This is a genomic window from Vibrio sp. MACH09 (assembly GCF_033238805.1).
Taxonomy (GTDB): domain Bacteria; phylum Pseudomonadota; class Gammaproteobacteria; order Enterobacterales; family Vibrionaceae; genus Vibrio.
Genome location: NZ_BSFZ01000001.1, coordinates 1,225,321 through 1,244,171 on the forward strand (window position 1 = coordinate 1,225,321; position 18,851 = coordinate 1,244,171).

At 39.0% G+C, this 18,851-nt stretch carries 12 protein-coding genes and 1 pseudogene; 12 read left to right on the top strand and 1 reads right to left on the bottom strand.

Going from position 1 to position 18,851, the window contains the following annotated elements:
* Positions 1–385: 385 nt before the first annotated feature.
* The 5 genes and pseudogenes from CHJ_RS05570 to CHJ_RS05590 all read left to right on the top strand — a co-directional run.
* Positions 386–967: pseudogene (locus tag CHJ_RS05570) on the top strand (class I SAM-dependent methyltransferase); the annotation flags it as partial.
* A gap of 36 nt (positions 968–1,003) precedes the next feature.
* Positions 1,004–2,131, top strand: coding sequence for an HNH endonuclease (locus tag CHJ_RS05575; protein ID WP_317918081.1), 1,128 nt, complete (start codon positions 1,004–1,006; stop codon positions 2,129–2,131).
* Between the two features lie 131 nt (positions 2,132–2,262).
* On the top strand, positions 2,263–5,142 hold the full coding sequence (locus CHJ_RS05580) for a UvrD-helicase domain-containing protein (protein ID WP_317917093.1): 2,880 nt from the start codon (positions 2,263–2,265) through the stop codon (positions 5,140–5,142).
* A gap of 459 nt (positions 5,143–5,601) precedes the next feature.
* On the top strand, positions 5,602–7,218 hold the full coding sequence (locus tag CHJ_RS05585) for a TIGR04141 family sporadically distributed protein (protein WP_317917094.1): 1,617 nt from the start codon (positions 5,602–5,604) through the stop codon (positions 7,216–7,218).
* 48 nt (positions 7,219–7,266) lie between these two features.
* Complete coding sequence (locus tag CHJ_RS05590) at positions 7,267–7,743, top strand: DUF6998 domain-containing protein (protein ID WP_102311121.1); 477 nt, start codon at positions 7,267–7,269, stop codon at positions 7,741–7,743.
* Positions 7,744–7,791: 48 nt separating this feature from the next.
* On the opposite strand, the gene CHJ_RS05595 is transcribed toward CHJ_RS05590, so the two are convergent.
* Positions 7,792–8,253: a lecithin retinol acyltransferase family protein gene (locus tag CHJ_RS05595; RefSeq protein WP_317917095.1), complete on the bottom strand. Its 462-nt coding sequence runs from the start codon at positions 8,251–8,253 to the stop codon at positions 7,792–7,794.
* Between the two features lie 153 nt (positions 8,254–8,406).
* Between CHJ_RS05595 and CHJ_RS05600 the strand changes: the two genes are divergently transcribed.
* The 7 genes from CHJ_RS05600 to CHJ_RS05630 all read left to right on the top strand — a co-directional run bounded on the left by CHJ_RS05600 (position 8,407) and on the right by CHJ_RS05630 (position 18,784).
* Positions 8,407–8,793 carry a helix-turn-helix transcriptional regulator gene (locus tag CHJ_RS05600; protein ID WP_102310976.1) on the top strand — a complete coding sequence of 129 codons (387 nt, stop codon included), beginning with the start codon at positions 8,407–8,409 and terminating at the stop codon, positions 8,791–8,793.
* Positions 8,794–8,872: 79 nt separating this feature from the next.
* On the top strand, positions 8,873–9,778 hold the full coding sequence (locus tag CHJ_RS05605) for a restriction endonuclease (RefSeq protein WP_317917096.1): 906 nt from the start codon (positions 8,873–8,875) through the stop codon (positions 9,776–9,778).
* Between the two features lie 8 nt (positions 9,779–9,786).
* Complete coding sequence (locus tag CHJ_RS05610) at positions 9,787–11,385, top strand: type I restriction-modification system subunit M (protein ID WP_317917097.1); 1,599 nt, start codon at positions 9,787–9,789, stop codon at positions 11,383–11,385.
* Positions 11,382–12,602, top strand: a complete 1,221-nt coding sequence (locus tag CHJ_RS05615; protein ID WP_317917098.1) for a restriction endonuclease subunit S — start codon at positions 11,382–11,384, stop codon at positions 12,600–12,602. Before CHJ_RS05610 ends, CHJ_RS05615 begins: the two co-directional genes overlap by 4 nt.
* A 29-nt stretch (positions 12,603–12,631) precedes the next feature.
* On the top strand, positions 12,632–15,610 hold the full coding sequence (locus CHJ_RS05620) for a type I restriction endonuclease subunit R (protein ID WP_317917099.1): 2,979 nt from the start codon (positions 12,632–12,634) through the stop codon (positions 15,608–15,610).
* 20 nt (positions 15,611–15,630) lie between these two features.
* A complete protein-coding gene (locus CHJ_RS05625; protein ID WP_317917100.1) occupies positions 15,631–17,478 on the top strand; it encodes an AAA family ATPase in 1,848 nt (615 codons plus the stop codon).
* Positions 17,471–18,784, top strand: a complete 1,314-nt coding sequence (locus tag CHJ_RS05630) for an HNH endonuclease (RefSeq protein ID WP_317917101.1) — start codon at positions 17,471–17,473, stop codon at positions 18,782–18,784. The genes CHJ_RS05625 and CHJ_RS05630 overlap by 8 nt, the downstream gene beginning before the upstream one ends.
* The last annotated feature ends 67 nt before the right edge of the window (positions 18,785–18,851 follow it).

Consider the following 18,851-nt stretch of genomic DNA (forward strand, 5'->3'; position numbering starts at 1 on the left):
GTACTACCGCTACTTACGAAACGGCCAGCGAAGCTGCCCCGCTCAGCCCACCATAGTTCGTCCAAACTGCTTGTTTTGTCAGCAATTCGTTGAAATTTAGGTAAGCCAAAGCTACGCATAAACAGAGAATTAACCTCTGATGCGTCGTAAGTAATGAACAAGGCGGGGTACCAAACCCGACACTGGATTTTGCCAGTGCAGGGGTAGGGTATAAAAAGAATCGTTTTGGCGCAATGATCTATTTGTCTTTGATTTTATTCAAATTAGGCAATTAAAAGCGATGGCCGCAGATATGCTTCACAATACTGGCTTTGCTGTAAATAGCTTGTAGAGCTTTAAAAATAAACCGTATATCATTCATATAGGTTCACATGCGGTTTAAGTTATGTCTTCAACTTGTTCTTTTTACGATAAAAATGCTCAAAAGCTGTCTCAGCAATATAACTCAGTGTCATTTGAGAGTGCTCATGCGTCATGGAAAACGCATTGGCCTAAACACTCAGACAAGGTGCTTGATGTTGGTGCGGGATCTGGAAGAGATGCTCTCTGGATGGCCGAACAAGGCGCAGACGTTATCGCATTAGAGCCATCACTTGAGATGATAGAACAAGGAAAAGCCCTAACAAAAGAGAACGTAACTTGGCTTAATGACGAGCTTCCTTCCCTAAATAAAGCACAAAACCTAGCAATGCGTTTTGATCTTATTTTAGTTAGTGCGGTGTGGATGCATATTGCGTCTAGTGAGCGAACTCATGCATTTAACCAGCTCTCTAACCTATTAGCGGATAGCGGAAAAATGGTTGTTACTTTACGTCACGGCGGTTTTGATGATGAGAGAACGGGTTACCCTGTCTCTGTAGAGGAACTGAGTGACTTGGCAAAAGCTAAAGGGATTATTGTTCAAGATGTCTCGGAATCTGATGACTCATTACAACGTAATCAAGTGCATTGGCAATCTGTTGTTTTACAAAAAGTTGCGGCTACAAGCGCAAAGGACTAAATGATGTCTCATCAGTTTTACTTGGATAAACTTCGTAACCTGAACATGAACAGTTCAGCGGGGAAAAAAAGCCCCCACAAAGTGTGCATGCTGCTGGCTGTGATGGATTTAATCCAAGCTGGGAATATTACGTCAAACAGAATTGAGTTTAACCAAACGCTAAAAGAGAGGTTTACCTTTCATTTTGACAGCTTCGCGCAAGGGAACGACAAAAATACCCCTGAGAATCCGTTTTTTCACTTAAGAAAGGATGGGTTTTGGTTCCTTGCTTACAATGACGGTTACGATGCCTCAACAACCAACAGGTACTCTGCCAAAGCAATATCGCACGCCTATTTGGACGATCAGCTGTTTGAAGATATGAAGAGCTATATCGTTTCTAATGAGATAAAAGATGCGCTTGTCTCCAACCTCTCTGACCTTGCGACTTTGTATTTCCAATGGTTGATGGATATTGGTAAGTCGGAAAAGACCGCAACAAATTATTTAGGTGCGATACGCGGCTCAATCTCAAACTGGTTAATGGATGCAGGAGTGATATTGGAACCATTAACGGAGGTTGGATCGTTCGGCCAATTTATTCAATTGGCGGAAAAAGCCAGAAATCTCGATATTTTCAAGCTACGTGATAAGAAAGGAAAAGGCATGTACAGTGCTGCGCTCAATCATTATCACAAATTTTTAGCGGACTTAGCTCAAATAGATGTGAACGCAGACATTAGGCAAGTAATGACTGACAATAAGCTCAACGAAACTGAAAAAGCCATTTTGGTTAATACCAGAATGGGGCAAGGTCATTTTAGAGCTAAGTTGGTTAACATGTGGGGTGGCTGTGCGGTAACGGGTTACCGAAATACTCAAATGCTATTGGCATCTCATATAAAGCCTTGGCGAAGCTCCAATAATAAAGAGCGCTTAGATGAATTTAACGGCTTGTTGTTGCTAGCCAACCTAGACAAAGCGTTTGACCTTGGTTTTATGTCTTTCGATGACCAAGGAAAAGTGTTGATATCCAGCCAATTAGAGCACCCTGAAGTTCTTGGACTACAAGAAAACATGACCTTTAACATCATGCGAGAGCATAAACCTTATCTTGGTTATCATAGGTGTGAGTTGTTTAAGGGGCCTTAAACTTATACTGAACAATTAGATATAAGAAAAACTCATTATTTGAACTCGGATCAACTAAGTTCATATCTCGTTATGTAAAATTCAGTTTCATATGTGTTTATATCTACAATTTTTTACGACTGTATACTTTAATGACGAATCGAATTATCAAATATAATTTTTTAGCTAGAATATTTAAAAAGCAGTTAGCTATTCATATAGATGAAGACGGTATTACTGTATGCAACGGCGACAGCGAGATACTGTATAAATGGGAAATAATAGATAGCTCTCCTCAAGCAATATGGCGTATAACTGGTGGTTGTTTATTGTTTAGGGTAAAGGATGTCGAATATTCATTTTCGATGTTGAGTTATTTATTCCCATATCAATACAAATGTACTTTTTTCCCATATTGGGCTAATAGCAACTCAAATAAGTTACTACCGTTTTTAGACAAGGTACGACAAGAATCCGAGACCAAGTTTCTAAGATCTTCTTCTGTACAATCCTTTCAACAGATTACAAATGAACAGGCAATAAGATGGAAGAACTGGAGGTTAGCTAAAGGGCTTAGTGAACAATCCCTGTATGTCGCTCAGTATCTTGAGGATATTTGCTCATGGAACCAGATGCGTATTGAACAAATGCGACAAAAGTATATCCAAAATGAGCTTATCAGATACGAGTTATTTTTCGATAGTGTAGAGTCTAATCCTTTAACCGAGAAACAGCGAATAGCATGCATTACTGATAATGACAACAATCTACTCTTAGCCGGAGCTGGTACTGGTAAAACAAGCGTAATGGTGGGTAGAACTGGGTATTTGATTAAAAGCGGTCAGGCTACAGCTAATGATATTCTCTTATTGGCCTACGGGCACATCGCTGCAAAGGAAATGGACGAACGAATTCGAGACAAGCTAGGTTTTGATGATGTTCGAGCCAGCACCTTCCATAGCTTAGGGATGAAGATTATTGCTCAAGTGGAAGGAACGAAACCTACGCTATCACCATTTGAAGATGACACTAAAGCGAAATCAAGTTGGATGAACAATACCTTAGAGCAGTTGATGCTTGATGATAGTTATCGCGAGTCGTTGCTAGAGTATTTCAGTTCCTATTATTACGTTGATAGAAATCCTTTTGATTTTAAGGTTGAGGGGGAGTACTTACAGTATCTCACGGACAATGACATTCGTTCGCTTAAGGGTGAGCAGGTAAAGAGTTATGGTGAGGTCGTTATTGCCAACTGGTTATTTAGAAAAGGAATTAACTATGAGTATGAGCCGAGTTATCGGATTGATGTAAGCACTGACGAATATAGACAGTATCATCCAGATTTTTATTTACCGGATTACGATATTTACATCGAATACTATGGTACTGATGAACATGGAAATACGCTGCCATGGATCGATAAGGATCGTTACAACGCATCGATGGAGTGGAAGCGTAAAACTCATGAGCAGTATCAAACTGGCTATGTTGAAGTGTTCTACTATCAGCATAAAGTCGGCCTTTTACTTAGCGCTCTTGAAAGCCAGTTATTGGAAAGAGGGGTGGAGTTTAACCCTAAGCCTCAGCAAGAGCTGCTTGATAATTTGAAGCAATTGGGCCAAGTAACAGAATTAGCCAAACTGTTTAGTGCATTGGTTGATATGTACAAAGCCGCTTGCCTCGATCAAGTAGCGATAGAAAGTATTATTAGTAGTTCAATCGATCCAAAACAGACTGAAAAGGCATTAGAGCTTTTATACCCCTTGTATCAGCGATACGAAGTGTTTCTTTATGAGAAACAATGGATAGACTTCAACGACATGATTGGGAAAGCATTGAAGTATATTCAGACCGGGCAGTTCGTGTCACCTTGGAAGTATATTTTGGTTGATGAGTTCCAAGATATTTCAGAGCCACGGGCAAGGCTTGTCAGAGCCTTAAGAGATTCTCTACCTGGAACGTCACTGTTTTGTGTTGGAGACGATTGGCAAGCTATCTACCGTTTTAGTGGCGCAGATGTAAAGCTAACTACGAGTTTTAGTGATTACTTTGGAGTGACTTCCGAAACCAAGCTAGATTTAACTTTTCGCTTTAACAGCGCGATTGGGAAAGTAGCAACTCAGTTTGTTACGAAGAATCCTGTCCAAATTAAAAAGGACATCCAGTCGTTGGTTAAGGTCAACAAACCTGCGATATCCATTCTACGGCAAGGAAGAAATGAGCAAGGACCCTTACCGTTAAATAAAGCTTTGGATGCGGTAGTAGCCTGCGTGAACAATTCAAGAAAACCAACGCAAAATAAAGTGTACCTTTTAGCAAGATTTTGGCATCAAATGCCGGACTATCACGAGCTTAAAGAAATTAATCGGCATTACCCATCTCTAGACATTGTCAGCCAATCTTTTCATGCATCTAAAGGTAAAGAAGCGGATTACGTGATCATTATGGGATTGACTACAGGTAAACACGGCTTTCCATCCCAGAAAATAACTCCACCGTTAGTGGATGCGCTTTTGCCTAAAGGGGATGACTATGAATTTGCCGAGGAAAGGCGGCTTTTTTATGTCGCCTTGACTAGAGCGAAGCATAGAGCTTACTTATTGGTAGATATGACTGATGTTAGTGACTTTGTCGTAGAGCTCATCAAACAAAAGTATTTTGTGGATACCGATGAATTTGATACCTCATTTGTACAGAAGCTATTTGAACAGATTTCTTGTAGTAGCTGTAAAACCGGAATCTTGAAAGAGCGTGTAAGTCGGTATGGCAAATTTCTATCTTGCTCTTTTTATCCACGTTGCAAACACAAAGAAACCCCTTGTGATCAATGTGGTAGTCCCATGAGTAGTACCAGCAAGCCAGGCTTTCAGGAATGCATTAATGAAGAGTGCGGAGATATAAGGCCATTGTGCAAGCGCTGTGGAAGTGAAATGAAGTTAAGAAACGGCAAGTATGGACAGTTTTGGAGTTGCACTACATATCGAAAAGACGCAGATAAAAATTGCGGATACACACAAAATGTTAATGCGTAATAGTAATTAGTAGCGAATAAGAAAGGAGTGGGATGTATATCACTCCACTCCTTTCTTTTTTATACCACACAATCGTATTTACGAGCTGGAATGGCGGGTACAGGTGAGAGATAGGGCGGCTAAAGGATTTTTTAGTTGATAGAGTTTTTCAACAGTTTAATGTTGAAAAGAAACAAGAGTTTAACGAGATGTGAATCTAGATCACCTTAGCTAATTCTTTTTTATGTAAACTAAAGTTGCATATCGCACTGTTACATACAATTTGGGTTGTGTTTCTAGTGGTAAATTACACCTGAAAACTTATCTTTTGGCTTGTTCTTTTTGGTAATCAATTATAAGTCTAATTTGATGAGAATGGTCTTGTTGTTTACGGGATTTAAAGATAGCGCTGCGACGATTAACTGAGACGATGACTCCAACACATCGTTGAAAGTAGGGATAAAACTAATAGGATATTAAATGGCTGTTTCAAAGAAAGTCCGGAAGGAAAAGCTATCAATCTACCTTGCTCGAGATAGTCGAAAACCGGATGCTGACCTAATCAAAATGGATAATGTTAAGAATCCTATCTCGTTAGATCTTCCAGAAGCAGAATCAGCAAATTTGTACATTAAAATTCAGCCCCCCAAGTCCGCTCCTCCTTGGACTAAGGTATTCACAAATAGCAATCAGGTTGATGCAACTGAGTTTGGTACTTCCTCAAATGTAGGCGCGGTTCTTATTGTAAAAATGTTGGGGTCGACGTTTGTTTTGTCATTTGGAACAGGATTTCACTTGATTAAACAAGAGGCTATCGAAAGAGACTTTGGATTGAAGGTCACACTAAATTCAGTTGACCCCGATAAACTCAGAAGCCTCGATAAAGCAAGCTATGATCACAACCCCCTAAACTCAAGGACTCAGAGTACACGAGATGTTGATATATTTAATCTTCATCTCGACTCAGATAGTGAGATGCTTTATGCAGTCACAGGAACTTCTTTGGTCAAAGTGTTTGGTAGTAACGTGACTGGGCGTGATGCCTTGACATTGGTTGTGGAGGTTGAATTAGCAGGTCTTCCCCAAATTTTAATTGAATCAATACAAAGATATAGGGCCAAATTACCCGAGAAGTTTAGTTGGGTTGAAAATATACACAGAGTGCGAGATCTTGATGAAGTAGAGCTTCTTGATATGGAGCTTGATTGCCATTTTGAACAAGGGAAATATGATGGCTTTTGGTTAGGTGAGCCGGAAGTTGTTGATTGGGAAGCGCAGGTTGGTTATTCCTTCGATATTTATCAAAGAACTCCTCGGCATACAGTTCTTTCTCTTCGTGATTATATTGATTACCTGGGAGGTTCGGTACCAACTGTTGAAGCGATGAAGCACAATGTTGTACATGTTAACAACAGCGAATATCAATCAGTCAAGAGTTGGCCAGTATATCGGTGTATATATGCAGAAATTAGTTATGGCTCTGATCAATATATTTTGAGGAATGGCGTCTGGTACAAGGTAAATCAAGACTTTGCTGCTAGCGTAGATGATTACCTTAAAAGCTTAGATATTCACCCCTACCAGTTTCCTCTTTATACTCATGATCGAGAAGAGGATTACAACCTTCATGTTGCCAATAGTGATAATAGCTTTTGTTTGATGGATAAAAAGAATATCAAAATCGGGGGCCCTTACGACAAATTGGAGCATTGCGATTTGATTCGAAATGGAAATGAGTTTATCCATGTCAAGCTGTACCGAAGTTCCAGTACTCTGAGTCACCTGTTTTCTCAGGGTTTTGTTGCTGCAGAAGCATTTATTAAAGACGAGTGGTACCGTGAAAGATTAAATCCTAAATTACCCCTATCGATAAAACTGCAGGTGCCAAAAGAGAGACCAGATCCCGGTAATTATCGTATCGTCTACGCTATAGCTACGACCAAAAGGATTCCTGAAGAGCTACCGTTTTTTTCAAAGGTCACACTGAAAAACGCACTTAAAACACTAATAGCGCTCAATTATCAAATATCGTTAGCTAAAATCGATGTAGATCCGTTGTTACTGGTGAAGAAAAAGTGCAAGCCAAAGACAAAGTAATTGTACAACGAATCAAATGCATAGGAATTATTATACGAGATAAAATTGATGGATAGGACTAGTTATACGGTAAAAGAGCTACTGCGATTACAAGCATCAATAACCAAAGAGTTGATGGATCGTAAGATAGTTAGAACACATAACAATCCGCTTGGAGATTATACTGAATGGATAGTTGCTAACGCTTTAAATTTGGTTCTTCAGCCCAATTCAAAGGCTGGGTATGACGGTGTAGATAAAGAGGGCGCTAGATTTCAGATAAAAGGAAGGCGTGTTACACCTACTAATCAGTCTCGTCAATTAAGCGCAATTCGAAACTATGATGAGAAAGATTTTGATTACTTAGTAGCTGTTATTTTTGATGAAAATTTTGATGTCATAGAGGCTTTATTAGTACCCCATGAAGTCATCGGAAAGTATGCGACCTTCAGAAAACATGTAAATGCTCATATTTTAGTTCTGAAAGGTCCCATACTGACTGATTCGAGAGTTAAGCACATAGCAGATATCATCCAAAGGATATAGTTTATATATTCGTCCCTACCTACCAATTGTTACTCATGGGGAAACTAACTAGATTTCATAGTCATACTTCCTATTCGCATTTACGACTGCACATCCGATTAAAGCGCCAGCTAGCATACACATTGAAGTGTTTTTTGATTTTGTTCCACAGGCAAATGCGAGTCCGAGAGCTGCACCAACTCCAGCTCCCTTTAGTTGTTCACTGGAAGGTTTGCCTGACTGTATTAGAGAAACAAGATGTTCGCAGTTGAAAGAAATCACTCCGTACTGCTTTGCTCGAAGGAGCATTTGTTCAGCTTTGTTGAGTAGCTTCAATTGCTCTATTGGATCGAGGTCATTTGAGACAACTTTTACAGTTTTTCCGTTTGAATATTCCTGAAGGCTACTGAGCTGTATGTTGCCGTCTGGACTGTTATGTAAAACTTGATCTTCTTGAACTAAAAGCCCGACGTGCTGGACAAAAAGCTTGCTACGGTAAAACGTGTCGCCGATGTTTATATTTTTGTTCATTAGTATTCCTATTTAGGTTAAAGTATGGTTATTAATAAAAAATACCACCAGATGTTATTTATTGCAACATTTTGCGTTAAACGTATTTGGTGTTAATTAATCTACTCTTATACACTTTTATGATCAAGTGTTTTTTTGCTATAGGTGGAAAAAATGCAAAAGAATCTAGTTTCTTATTCCTCAGTTCTTGGTGTTGTTGTCGCCAATAAACGAAAAGAAGTTGGCGTTGAACAAGGTGATATGGCTGAAAGAATGGGGCTATCTCAAGCTAGCTATAGTCGTTTAGAGTCAGGGAAATCTACTTTTTCAGTAGACCAAATGTTTCAGTGTGCCGAAGCCATGAATGTGAAGGTAGAAGAACTATTTCAGCTGGTAGTTAATATGGTAAAGAATTTAGACTCCGATGAAGAAGTTGTTGTACAGGCCCAGCCCAGGGGAAATGCTAGTAAGGCGAAAAGTGGTACAGGCAATGGAACGGCGTTCGTTGCCGGAGCCGCACTCACAGCGTTAATTATTGGATTAGCATCCAAGTCCAAATAAACGTAACGGATATCAATGTAACTGATTGTATATTCGGGTATATTGCCGAAACTAAAAGTCAAAATGGTTAGGGTTTGTAGTGCTTCCAAGTTATCAAGATTTAATGAAGCCAGTATTAGAGGCTACGAAGAGTGCAGAAGTTAAGCTTAGCAACGTCATAGACTTGCTAGCTGAGCAATTCAATCTGTCTGAAGACGAGAGAACGGAGCTTCTTCCTAGCGGACGACAAGCTGCATTCACCAACCGAGTTGGATGGGCCAAAACTTATTTAGCCAAAGCTGGGCTTTTGGATTCCACACGGCGTGGTCATTTCGTAATAACAGATTTGGGGAAAGAAGCTCTAAACAGTGGCGAAGAGATCAATAACCAATATCTTAAACGTTTTGATGACTTCAATGCGTTCACCAAGCAAAAGAACGGTGATTCAGACAAAGTCGAAGAGACAACTTTATCTGATAATGGTGCGACGCCAGATGAAGTGTTAAGAGCCGCATACAAACAAATCAATGATGCTTTAGCGTCAGATATTTTGTCTAGGACTCGTAAAGTATCTCCTGCTTTTTTTGAACAACTGCTTATCGATTTACTGCTTGCTATGGGGTATGGCGGCAGTGGCGAAAGTATGGCCTATACCTTGGGCGGAAGTGGAGATAACGGTGTCGATGGAGTCATTAACCAAGATCCATTAGGCGTTGATCAGGTTTATATTCAAGCAAAACGATACGCTGAGGGAAATAATATAGGTTCGGGTGATATCCGAGACTTCTTTGGTGCGCTTAATCTGAAGAAAGCACAAAAAGGAATCTTTATCACAACATCTGACTTTACATCAAATGCTACCCAAACCGCACGAGACCTTGGTATGCGTATTGTGCTGATAAACGGCAAAGAGTTAGCAAAACTAATGCTTCGCTACAATATTGGTAGTCGAGATGAAAGTGTATTGTATTTGAAAAGAATTGACGAAGAATTTTTTGAGGAATAAATAACAAAATGGTTGAGCAACATAAAAAAGAGCTAGAGAAAAAATTGTGGGACATTGCTAATTCACTACGTGGAAATATGAGTCCTGATGATTTTAGGGACTATATATTAGGTTTTATTTTCTACAAATATCTATCTGAAAAAATGGATAAATATGGAAGTAAACTATTAAGGCAATCCCCCGAAGTTGACACTGATAATTTTGATAAATTGGACGAAGAGTTAATCATCGATGATGACTTAGTTATTGATGATATAAAAGAAGAAGCAATTGCAGAGTTAGGTTATTTCTTAAAGCCTAGCGAGCTGTTTCATGTAATTGCGGAAAGAGGTAAGAATGGTGAGTTTATACTTGAGTCATTAGGCGAGGTACTCAACCATATTGAGCAAAGTACCATGGGGACGGCCAGTGAAGATGATTTTAATGGTTTGTTTGATGATATTGATTTTACATCTAACAAGCTGGGAAAAACTGAAAAGGCAAAAAATGAGCTAATTACGTCGGTGTTAGGGCATTTAGATGAGATTGACTTCTGCCTTGATGATACCGAGATTGATGTATTAGGTGATGCTTACGAATACCTGATTGGTCAGTTTGCCAGTGGCGCGGGTAAAAAAGCGGGTGAGTTCTATACACCTCCAATGGTTTCTAAGTTATTAGCCAAGCTAGTAACTAAAGGCAAAACACAACTGAAATCAGCTTATGATCCTACCTGTGGTTCGGGTTCGTTATTATTGCAAGTAGCAAAAGAGATCCATAGTAAAGGAGGCGAAGTTGCCAACTATTACGGGCAAGAGAAAAACCCAAGTACTTACAACCTTGCGCGTATGAACATGATTTTGCACGGGGTGCATTACCGTAGTTTTGATATTCAGCAGGACGATACGCTAGAAACACCGCACCATATTGAGAAACGCTTTGAAGCAGTAGTGGCTAACCCACCATTTTCAGCTAGCTGGAGTGCTAATGATGGTTTTAAATCCGATGAGCGTTTTGCCGATTACGGTAAGCTAGCACCTAAAAGTAAAGCCGATTTCGCTTTTGTGCAACATATGCTGCATCAGTTAGATGATAACGGCACCATGGCAGTGGTTTTACCGCATGGGGTCTTGTTTCGTGGGGCAGCCGAAGGGCATATACGTAAATACCTAATAGAGCAGAAGAATTGCTTAGATGCGGTGATCGGTTTGCCTGCGAATATTTTTTATGGCACCTCTATTCCTACCTGTATATTAGTGTTGAAAAAACAGCGCAAAGCCTCTGATAACATTTTGTTTATCGATGCCAGTGCCCATTGTGGTAAAGCCACCAATCAAAACTTCCTGCGTGAAGAAGATCTTGAGCGTATCTTAGAAGCGGTTGAAAAACGTGAGTTTGTAGATAAATTTTCTTATGTTGCTACACAGGAAGAAGTTAAAAAGAAAAATGACTTTAACCTTAACATGCCAAGGTATGTTGATACTTTTGAAGAGGAAGAGTTGATTGATTTAGAAAAAGTATCAAGTTTGTTTTCAGAGAATGTTAGCTCCATTCATGTTATTGATAAATCCATCAGTGACTTCTGTCTTGAACTAGGTATTACAGCCCCAATGGAGAGAGAATCATGAAGAGTATTGTCCCTTCAATTAGATTTCAAGAGTTCGATGGGGATTGGGATTATTCTAAATTGTCTGAGCGCATGACTATTTTTCGAGGAGCTAGTCCAAGACCAAAAGGCGATCCGCGTTTCTATGGTGGCAATATTCCGAGGTTGATGATCCAAGATGTTAGTCGAGATGGGAAGTATGCCTACCCTTGTATCGATTTTCTAACAGAGGAAGGAGCGAAGAAAAGCAGGCTATTGAAGGCCGGCAGTTTAGTTTTAAGTTGCTCTGGGACAAGAGTTGCTATACCAGGGATTTTAGGAATAGATGCCTGTATACACGATGGATGGCTTTCATTTAAAGATTATAAAGAAGTTAATACAGAATTCTTATATAACCAATTTGAAAGGCTACATGAAAAGATACAAGGTTCTGCTACTAAAGGTGGTGTTTTCAATAATTTAACGACAGAAATTATAAAGTCGATGAAGATGGGGTTCCCCGCTCCTGAAGAACAACAAAAAATCGCCAACTTCCTATCGAACGTTGATAAAAAAATCGTGCTATTAAAAGAAAAACATAGCTTGTTAGTGCAGTACAATAAAGGCGTGATGCAAAAGCTGTTTTCACAAGAAATTCGTTTTAAAGATGAAGATGGTAATAACTTTCCTGAGTGGGTTAAATATACATTAGGTGATTTATCAAACAAGATTAGCAATAAGAACAAAGATGAATCTGTTACCAATGTGCTAACAAACTCAGCTAAATCAGGCATTGTTAGCCAAACAGATTACTTCAAAAAAGATATAGCTAACCAAAGTAATTTAGGTGGATATTCAATTGTTGAAAAAAATGATTTTGTTTATAACCCTCGAATATCTGAACTTGCACCTGTTGGCCCAATAAAACGAAACCATGTAGGGCAAGGCGTAATGTCGCCTTTGTATACTGTATTTCGTTTTAAAGATGAAAGTGTACTTGATTATTTAGAGTTGTATTTTGAAACAACTCAGTGGCATAGGTACATGAATAGCATCGCTAATTTTGGTGCTCGCCATGACCGAATGAATATCACGATGGGTGACTTCTTCAATTTACCAATTCCAATCCCTTCTGAAAATGAAATGGTTAAAATTGTTGAATTTATTCAATCATTAAATAAAAAAGTAGAGCTTGTTTCTCAACAATTAGAACATACTCAAACCTTCAAAAAAGGTTTATTACAACAGATGTTTGTGTAAAACAGTTTAATAACCGATAGGAATTGATTTTGGCAATACAGGCAGAGCAGGTACTTGAAGATAACTTAGTTTCTCAACTTAAAACATTGGGTTATCAAGTTGCACAGATAACCGATGAAAAGTCACTGTTAGCGAATTTAAAAGCGCAGCTTGAAAAAGTAAATCGTTTAAAAGCGCCACTAACTGACAACGAGTTTAAGCAGGTGCTTAATGCGTTATCAAAAGGCTCTGTGTTTGAAAAGGCCAAAACCCTGCGTGACCGCCTACAAATCAATAAAGACAGTGCGGGTGATGGAAAAAATATTGCGCTGTATATCCAATTTTTAGCGGACAAATGGGACGACAATCAGTTTCAAGTCACCCAACAAGTGACCGTGGAAGGGCGTTATCAAAACCGTTACGACGTAACCATTTTGGTGAATGGTTTACCACTGGTGCAGATTGAACTGAAACGCAGAGGGTTAGAGCTTAAAGAAGCTTTTAATCAAATTAACCGTTATCAGCGTCACTCTTACTGGGCAAGTTACGGTTTGTTCCAATATGTGCAAACCTTTGTGATCAGCAATGGCGTGAATACCAAATATTACGCCAACAACAAAAACCAAAGCTTCAAACAAACCTTCTATTGGGCGGACGAAGAAAACCACCGTTATACCGAGCTGTCGAAGTTTGCAGATACCTTCTTACAACGCGAACAACTTGCTACCTTGATCCAAAAGTACATAGTGCTGAATGAAACTGATCGCATTTTAATGGTGATGCGTCCTTACCAAATTTATGCCACCGAAAACATTGTTGAACGTGTTATTGAGCGTAATGAGATTGCAGCCACAGGGCAACGAACAGAAAACTTTAATGGTTATATTTGGCACACCACTGGCTCAGGTAAAACGCTGACCTCTTTTAAAACCGCGCAAATACTCACGGGGCTTTCAGAGGTTCACAAAGTGGTGTTTGTGGTGGATAGAAAAGACTTAGATTATCAAACCAGTAAAGAATTTAACGGCTTTGCCAAAGGTTGTGTAGATAGCACGGATAATACTAACTTGCTGGTGAATCAGTTCGCCGATGCGCCTGTTGCCGCTAACAAGGTAAACGAACACCGCAATACCAAGCTGATTGTCACTACCATTCAAAAGCTCAATAACGCCATTAGCCATAAGCGTTATACCTCGCGTATGGACCGTTTAAAAGATAAGTCTATCGTGTTTATTTTTGATGAGTGTCACCGCAGCCAGTTTGGTGATACCCATAAACGTATTGTCAGCTTCTTTAATAATCATCAAATGTTTGGTTTCACTGGCACGCCTATCTTTGTTGATAACGCAACCAGCAAGGCATCGCGCAAAACCACCACTAAAGACCTGTTTGATGAGTGTTTGCATAAGTACACCATCGTTGATGCGATTAAAGATGAAAATGTGCTCAAGTTTGGTATTGAGTATGTCGGGCGTTATAAGAAAATTGGTGAAGATGGCAGTAGCAAAAATGAGATGGATATTGATGTTGAAGGCATTGATACCAAAGAGCTATTAGAGTCTGAAACACGATTAAACAAAATCATCGATTACATTATTGCCAACCATAACCGTAAAACACACAGCAAAACCTTCACGGGTATGTTCTGCGTGAGCAGTGTAGAAACGCTGATTAAATATTACGACTTATTTGAAAAGAAAAAACAAGCGGGTGAACATAACTTGCGTATCGCTACCATCTTCTCTTATGCGGCTAATGAGGAAGATCCTGACGCGAATGGCTTCCTAGATGAAGCGGGTGAAGAGTTTGAGCTTGATAAAGTAGCGGAGCCGAAAGCGGCTTATTCGTTGGGTAGTAAGGACTCAGCAGTACACAGCCATAGTCGAGACAAGCTAGAGCAGTTTATTGGCGACTATAACGCCATGTTTGAAACCAGTTACACCACCAAAGACAGTGAATCGTTTTATAACTATTACAACGATATCTCGAAAAAGGTACGTGAGCGTAAAGTAGATATTCTGCTTGTGGTGAATATGTTCCTAACAGGTTTTGACAGTAAACCGCTAAACACCCTGTATGTTGATAAGAACCTCAAACACCATGGATTAATTCAAGCATTTTCGCGCACCAACCGCATTCTAAGCGAGCAAAAGTCGCAGGGTAATATTATTAGCTTCCGTAATCTTAAAAAGGCAACAGACGATGCGTTGACGCTGTTTTCAAATAAGGATGCAAAAGAGACAGTGATCATGCCACCTTACGAAGACTTTGTTGGTTTGTTCAATGAAGCGCTCGATAAAATGAAAACCATCGCACACGATATTGAGAGTGTGGATGACCTGCGTGATGAAGAGCAAGAACTTGAGTTTGTAAAAGCGTTTCGTGAATTGATGCGCCTGAAAAACGTATTAAGCACCTTTGCGGATTTCGACTTTGATGATGTGGCGTTAGACGAGCAAAGTTTTGAAGATTACAAAAGCAAATACCTCGACCTATACGACAAGGTAAAAACTGATAACAGCAAAGAAAAGGTTTCCATCCTTGAAGAGGTCGATTTTGAGCTTGAGCTGATTCAACGCGATGAAATAAATGTACGTTACATTTTGCTGTTATTAGGGCAACTGAAAGGTGCAGATAACGACAAAGAGTACGAGTACCAATACAAAAAAATCATGCAGTTATTGGGGGGCAGCCCAGAGCTACGCTCTAAGAAAGAGCTGATAGAACAGTTTATTGAAGAGAATCTCAACAACCTTGATTCATCAACCGAGGTAATGGATGAATTCGACAGCTTCTGGGAGAAAGAGAAAGTAAAAGCGGTAGATGAGATATGTAGGGAAGAGTCGTTAGTATCAGATAGCTTTAAAGCACTAGTTAATAAGATGATTTATACCAATGAAGAACCATTGCGTGAAGATGTCATTGCCACCATGGAGTATCCCCCAAGTGTGTTAAAACGTAAAAAAATAATACCAAGGTTAACTGAAAAGGCGAAAGCTTTTGTTAGTACGTTTTATGGTGGGATGTAGAATATTACAAGGACTTTGAAGTGGCTTATCGTTTAATTTATCTAAAGATTGCTCGTTTTAAAAATATCATAGATCGAGATGTTAATTTTACACTCGATTATAATATCGTCGAGGATGAGACAAACAAAAAGCTGATTATAGAAGAAACTGACTTTTCTAAGACAGCTCAGCTAGGTAAGAACCCTTTATCCCACTTAGATGCTTTTACTGCTTTAGTTGGTGCCAACGGTTCGGGGAAATCCAATTTAATTGAGCTAATAAGTTATGTCTACACTACAGGCATGTTTCCTAAGGGCCTGACTAGAAAGGGAGATGATAGTTACGCTTTGATTGAACAAAATGTTGAAGGTGTTAAGAGCTTCTTTTGTGTAACGCCCAGCTTAGAGTATCACAATGAAAAACTATCTAGCTCTGAGAACGTGGCATTTTGTTCAGTGTTAACGGGCTACAATGAGTTTGGAAAAACGATCCTTTATCACCCACTTAATGACTTATCAGCTGGAACCTCATCTAATGTGGTTTTTAATAGTGAAAAAATAGCATCAAACCCTTTTAAAAAGTTAACTTCAGGAACGACAGATAGTAAGTTGGCCAAACGGTTCGCGATAAATGCCGATAGCCTGGCAAAATTCGATGTTTTTAAACATATATCTGAAAACAAACATTCTAAGTTAGTGTTGTTATTTAGTGATTTTAGAACTGCGATTGAAAATGACATATCGTTACAAGAACAATTTTCAGTTTTTAGTAAAAGGACTGCACAAGTAAAGCTCTACAATGCGTTTCTTGAACATATTAGGCTAGATAACCATTCCGAAAGTTCATTTGTATTGATTTACACCTTCCTTGTTACGTTTAGCGGAGTACAACACCATAAACGTTATACAGATGTTCCTTATTTAGTGGCTTTGATGGTAGCTTTTAGTATGTTCTCTGAGGAGGTTGATTTTATTCAGCCTTACCACCGCGACTTGATAAAGTATGTAAAAGGTCAGCAGTGGGAAGATTTCAGAGATGAAATATTTGCTCACGTAAATGACTTTAGAGAAAGATTAAGTCTATTTTCAATAGAATATAATGAGCTTAATGGTAGTCATTTATCGGTTTCTCTATCTGATGTCATGGAAGAGAGTGGGATTCTAGATCTAATTTGTTCCAACGATTGGTTTGATTTATCGAATCAGAAGAGGGGGTTTCAAGGTGCAGGAATTCCTTTAAAAATAGACGGACTAAGCTCTGGAGAGATTAGTGCAATCCATTACTTGAATGAGCTTTACGAAAAGATCAGGGAGTATGGTGCAACAGCTCTTGTCATCTTGGATGAGCCTGAGAATTCTTTTCATCCTGAGTGGCAACGACTACTGATTTCAATATTAGACGAGATGTATGAAGAACTAAATGTCAGCCCCCAAACAATTATTTCGTCCCATAGCCCTTTTATTCTTTCAGATACTTTATCTGGAAAAGTTGTATTTCTAGGTGAAAATAGAGGTTTGGAAAATTGCTTTGCAGCAAATATTCATGACCTTTTATCTAATGGTTTTTTCTTGACTCAAACGATTGGTAGTGCTGCTCAAAAGGAAGTATTAAAAGTTGTTAGCTTTATAAATAATCCAGAGGAAGAGTTTGCTGGTGCTACTAGCTTGTCGGAAAAGATTGAGATGGCTAGAGTTGTGATAAATCAAGTAGGGGATAAAGTTCTACAAAAAGAGTTGAAGCGTAAAATTACTAAACTGGAATTGTCTTTATCCCCTATAAGTAAAGAGCTTGCAGAGCTGCTGGCTTTTAGTGAATCAAACCCTAGTTTAAAGCATGAGATAAGGGAGTTAACACAGAAATATACAGTCGCTGGAACCACTAATGTTTAATCTTGATTTTAAGGATTACGATTTCCTTGAGGAAAAACACAACGAATGGTGTGGCTCTCATTCCGCGCTTCCCACACCAAATCCACATCTAGGGAATGTGTTTATTGATTGGCTGTATAGCATTCAATATGATATTTATACTCTAAAACCTGGTGATATGATTGAAGAGTTATCGAATCTCATTCGCATTATTCGGGGGAGTAATACACTTAATTCGATTTTATTTAATGCCTTGTTTGTAAACAACTTTTTGTTTTGGGAGCTGCAGAAGAAGCAGAATGTTTTTTGCTTTGTTTTTAGTTGGCCCCAAGAGGCTGGATTTCAGAGAATAAAGAGTTTACTCGTAAAACGTTCTTCAATAAGGGCTAATTCTGAGCTGGAAAGTGTTCTGCGGGCTGAAGGGTTATTAGATGAATTCACTAATGTTTTATCTAACACTGAAGGTAATAGCTTGTTTCAAAAGGCGAAGAAGTATTTTCACCATGATGGCAATATTAAAATACCTGTGGAAAGTTTTTTAGGAAACAACAACTTTTATGATTTTGTGCAGTTTTGTTCTAGTCATTTCAATTATAAAAAGTTTTCCAGCCAAAGAGAAGGATGGGGACCATATCCTTTAATCGATGAACTGAGAAATACAGTGTGCCCATACTGTAATCGCAGTTATACGCATTCAGTTTTTGAAGATGATATCTTTGGTGGCCGCCCTGAGTTAGACCACTTTTTGTCCAAATCTTTTTTTCCGTTTTTTGCTCTATCCGTATACAATTTGATTCCAGTTTGCCATTCTTGTAACCATGCAAAGCTAGATAAACACGTTATTAAAATAGCTGATGGTAAAGTTGAGTATACTCACCTTCACCCTAATGTAGCCGAAGATAATGTGCTGAATACTAGAATGTTTGAGACTGAACAAGAAGGGGATTTACTTACGTTTCTGATGCAAAACGATTTTTCGTTAAGAGGAAAGATACGTATCACTGGCAATTGCAAAGCAAGAACTAAGGTCAAAAATTCATTGGAACTTTATAAGCTTGCATTTAATGGGGTAGATGAGCGGTTGATTGGCTATTATTCCGATCATTATAAAGATATTGAGAGGACGCTTAATTTAGTTAAGCAATATCCTCAGTCGGCGATAGCGTCTATTGCTGAGCTAGTCAAAGAGGACTCAAAAACCCTACAACGGGTATTTGTTGAGAACCTTGTCTCTGACTCTCCATGGGAAGAGCCTCTTGGCAAATTGAAAAGTGATCTTCTAGATTCAATTGTTAGTAGTCTCGATTTCGAAGCCGAAGAGTCATGAAACTTTGTTTTTAGTGACATTTATCACAAAAAAGTGATTGTATGACAGAGCGTATATTCCCGAAAGT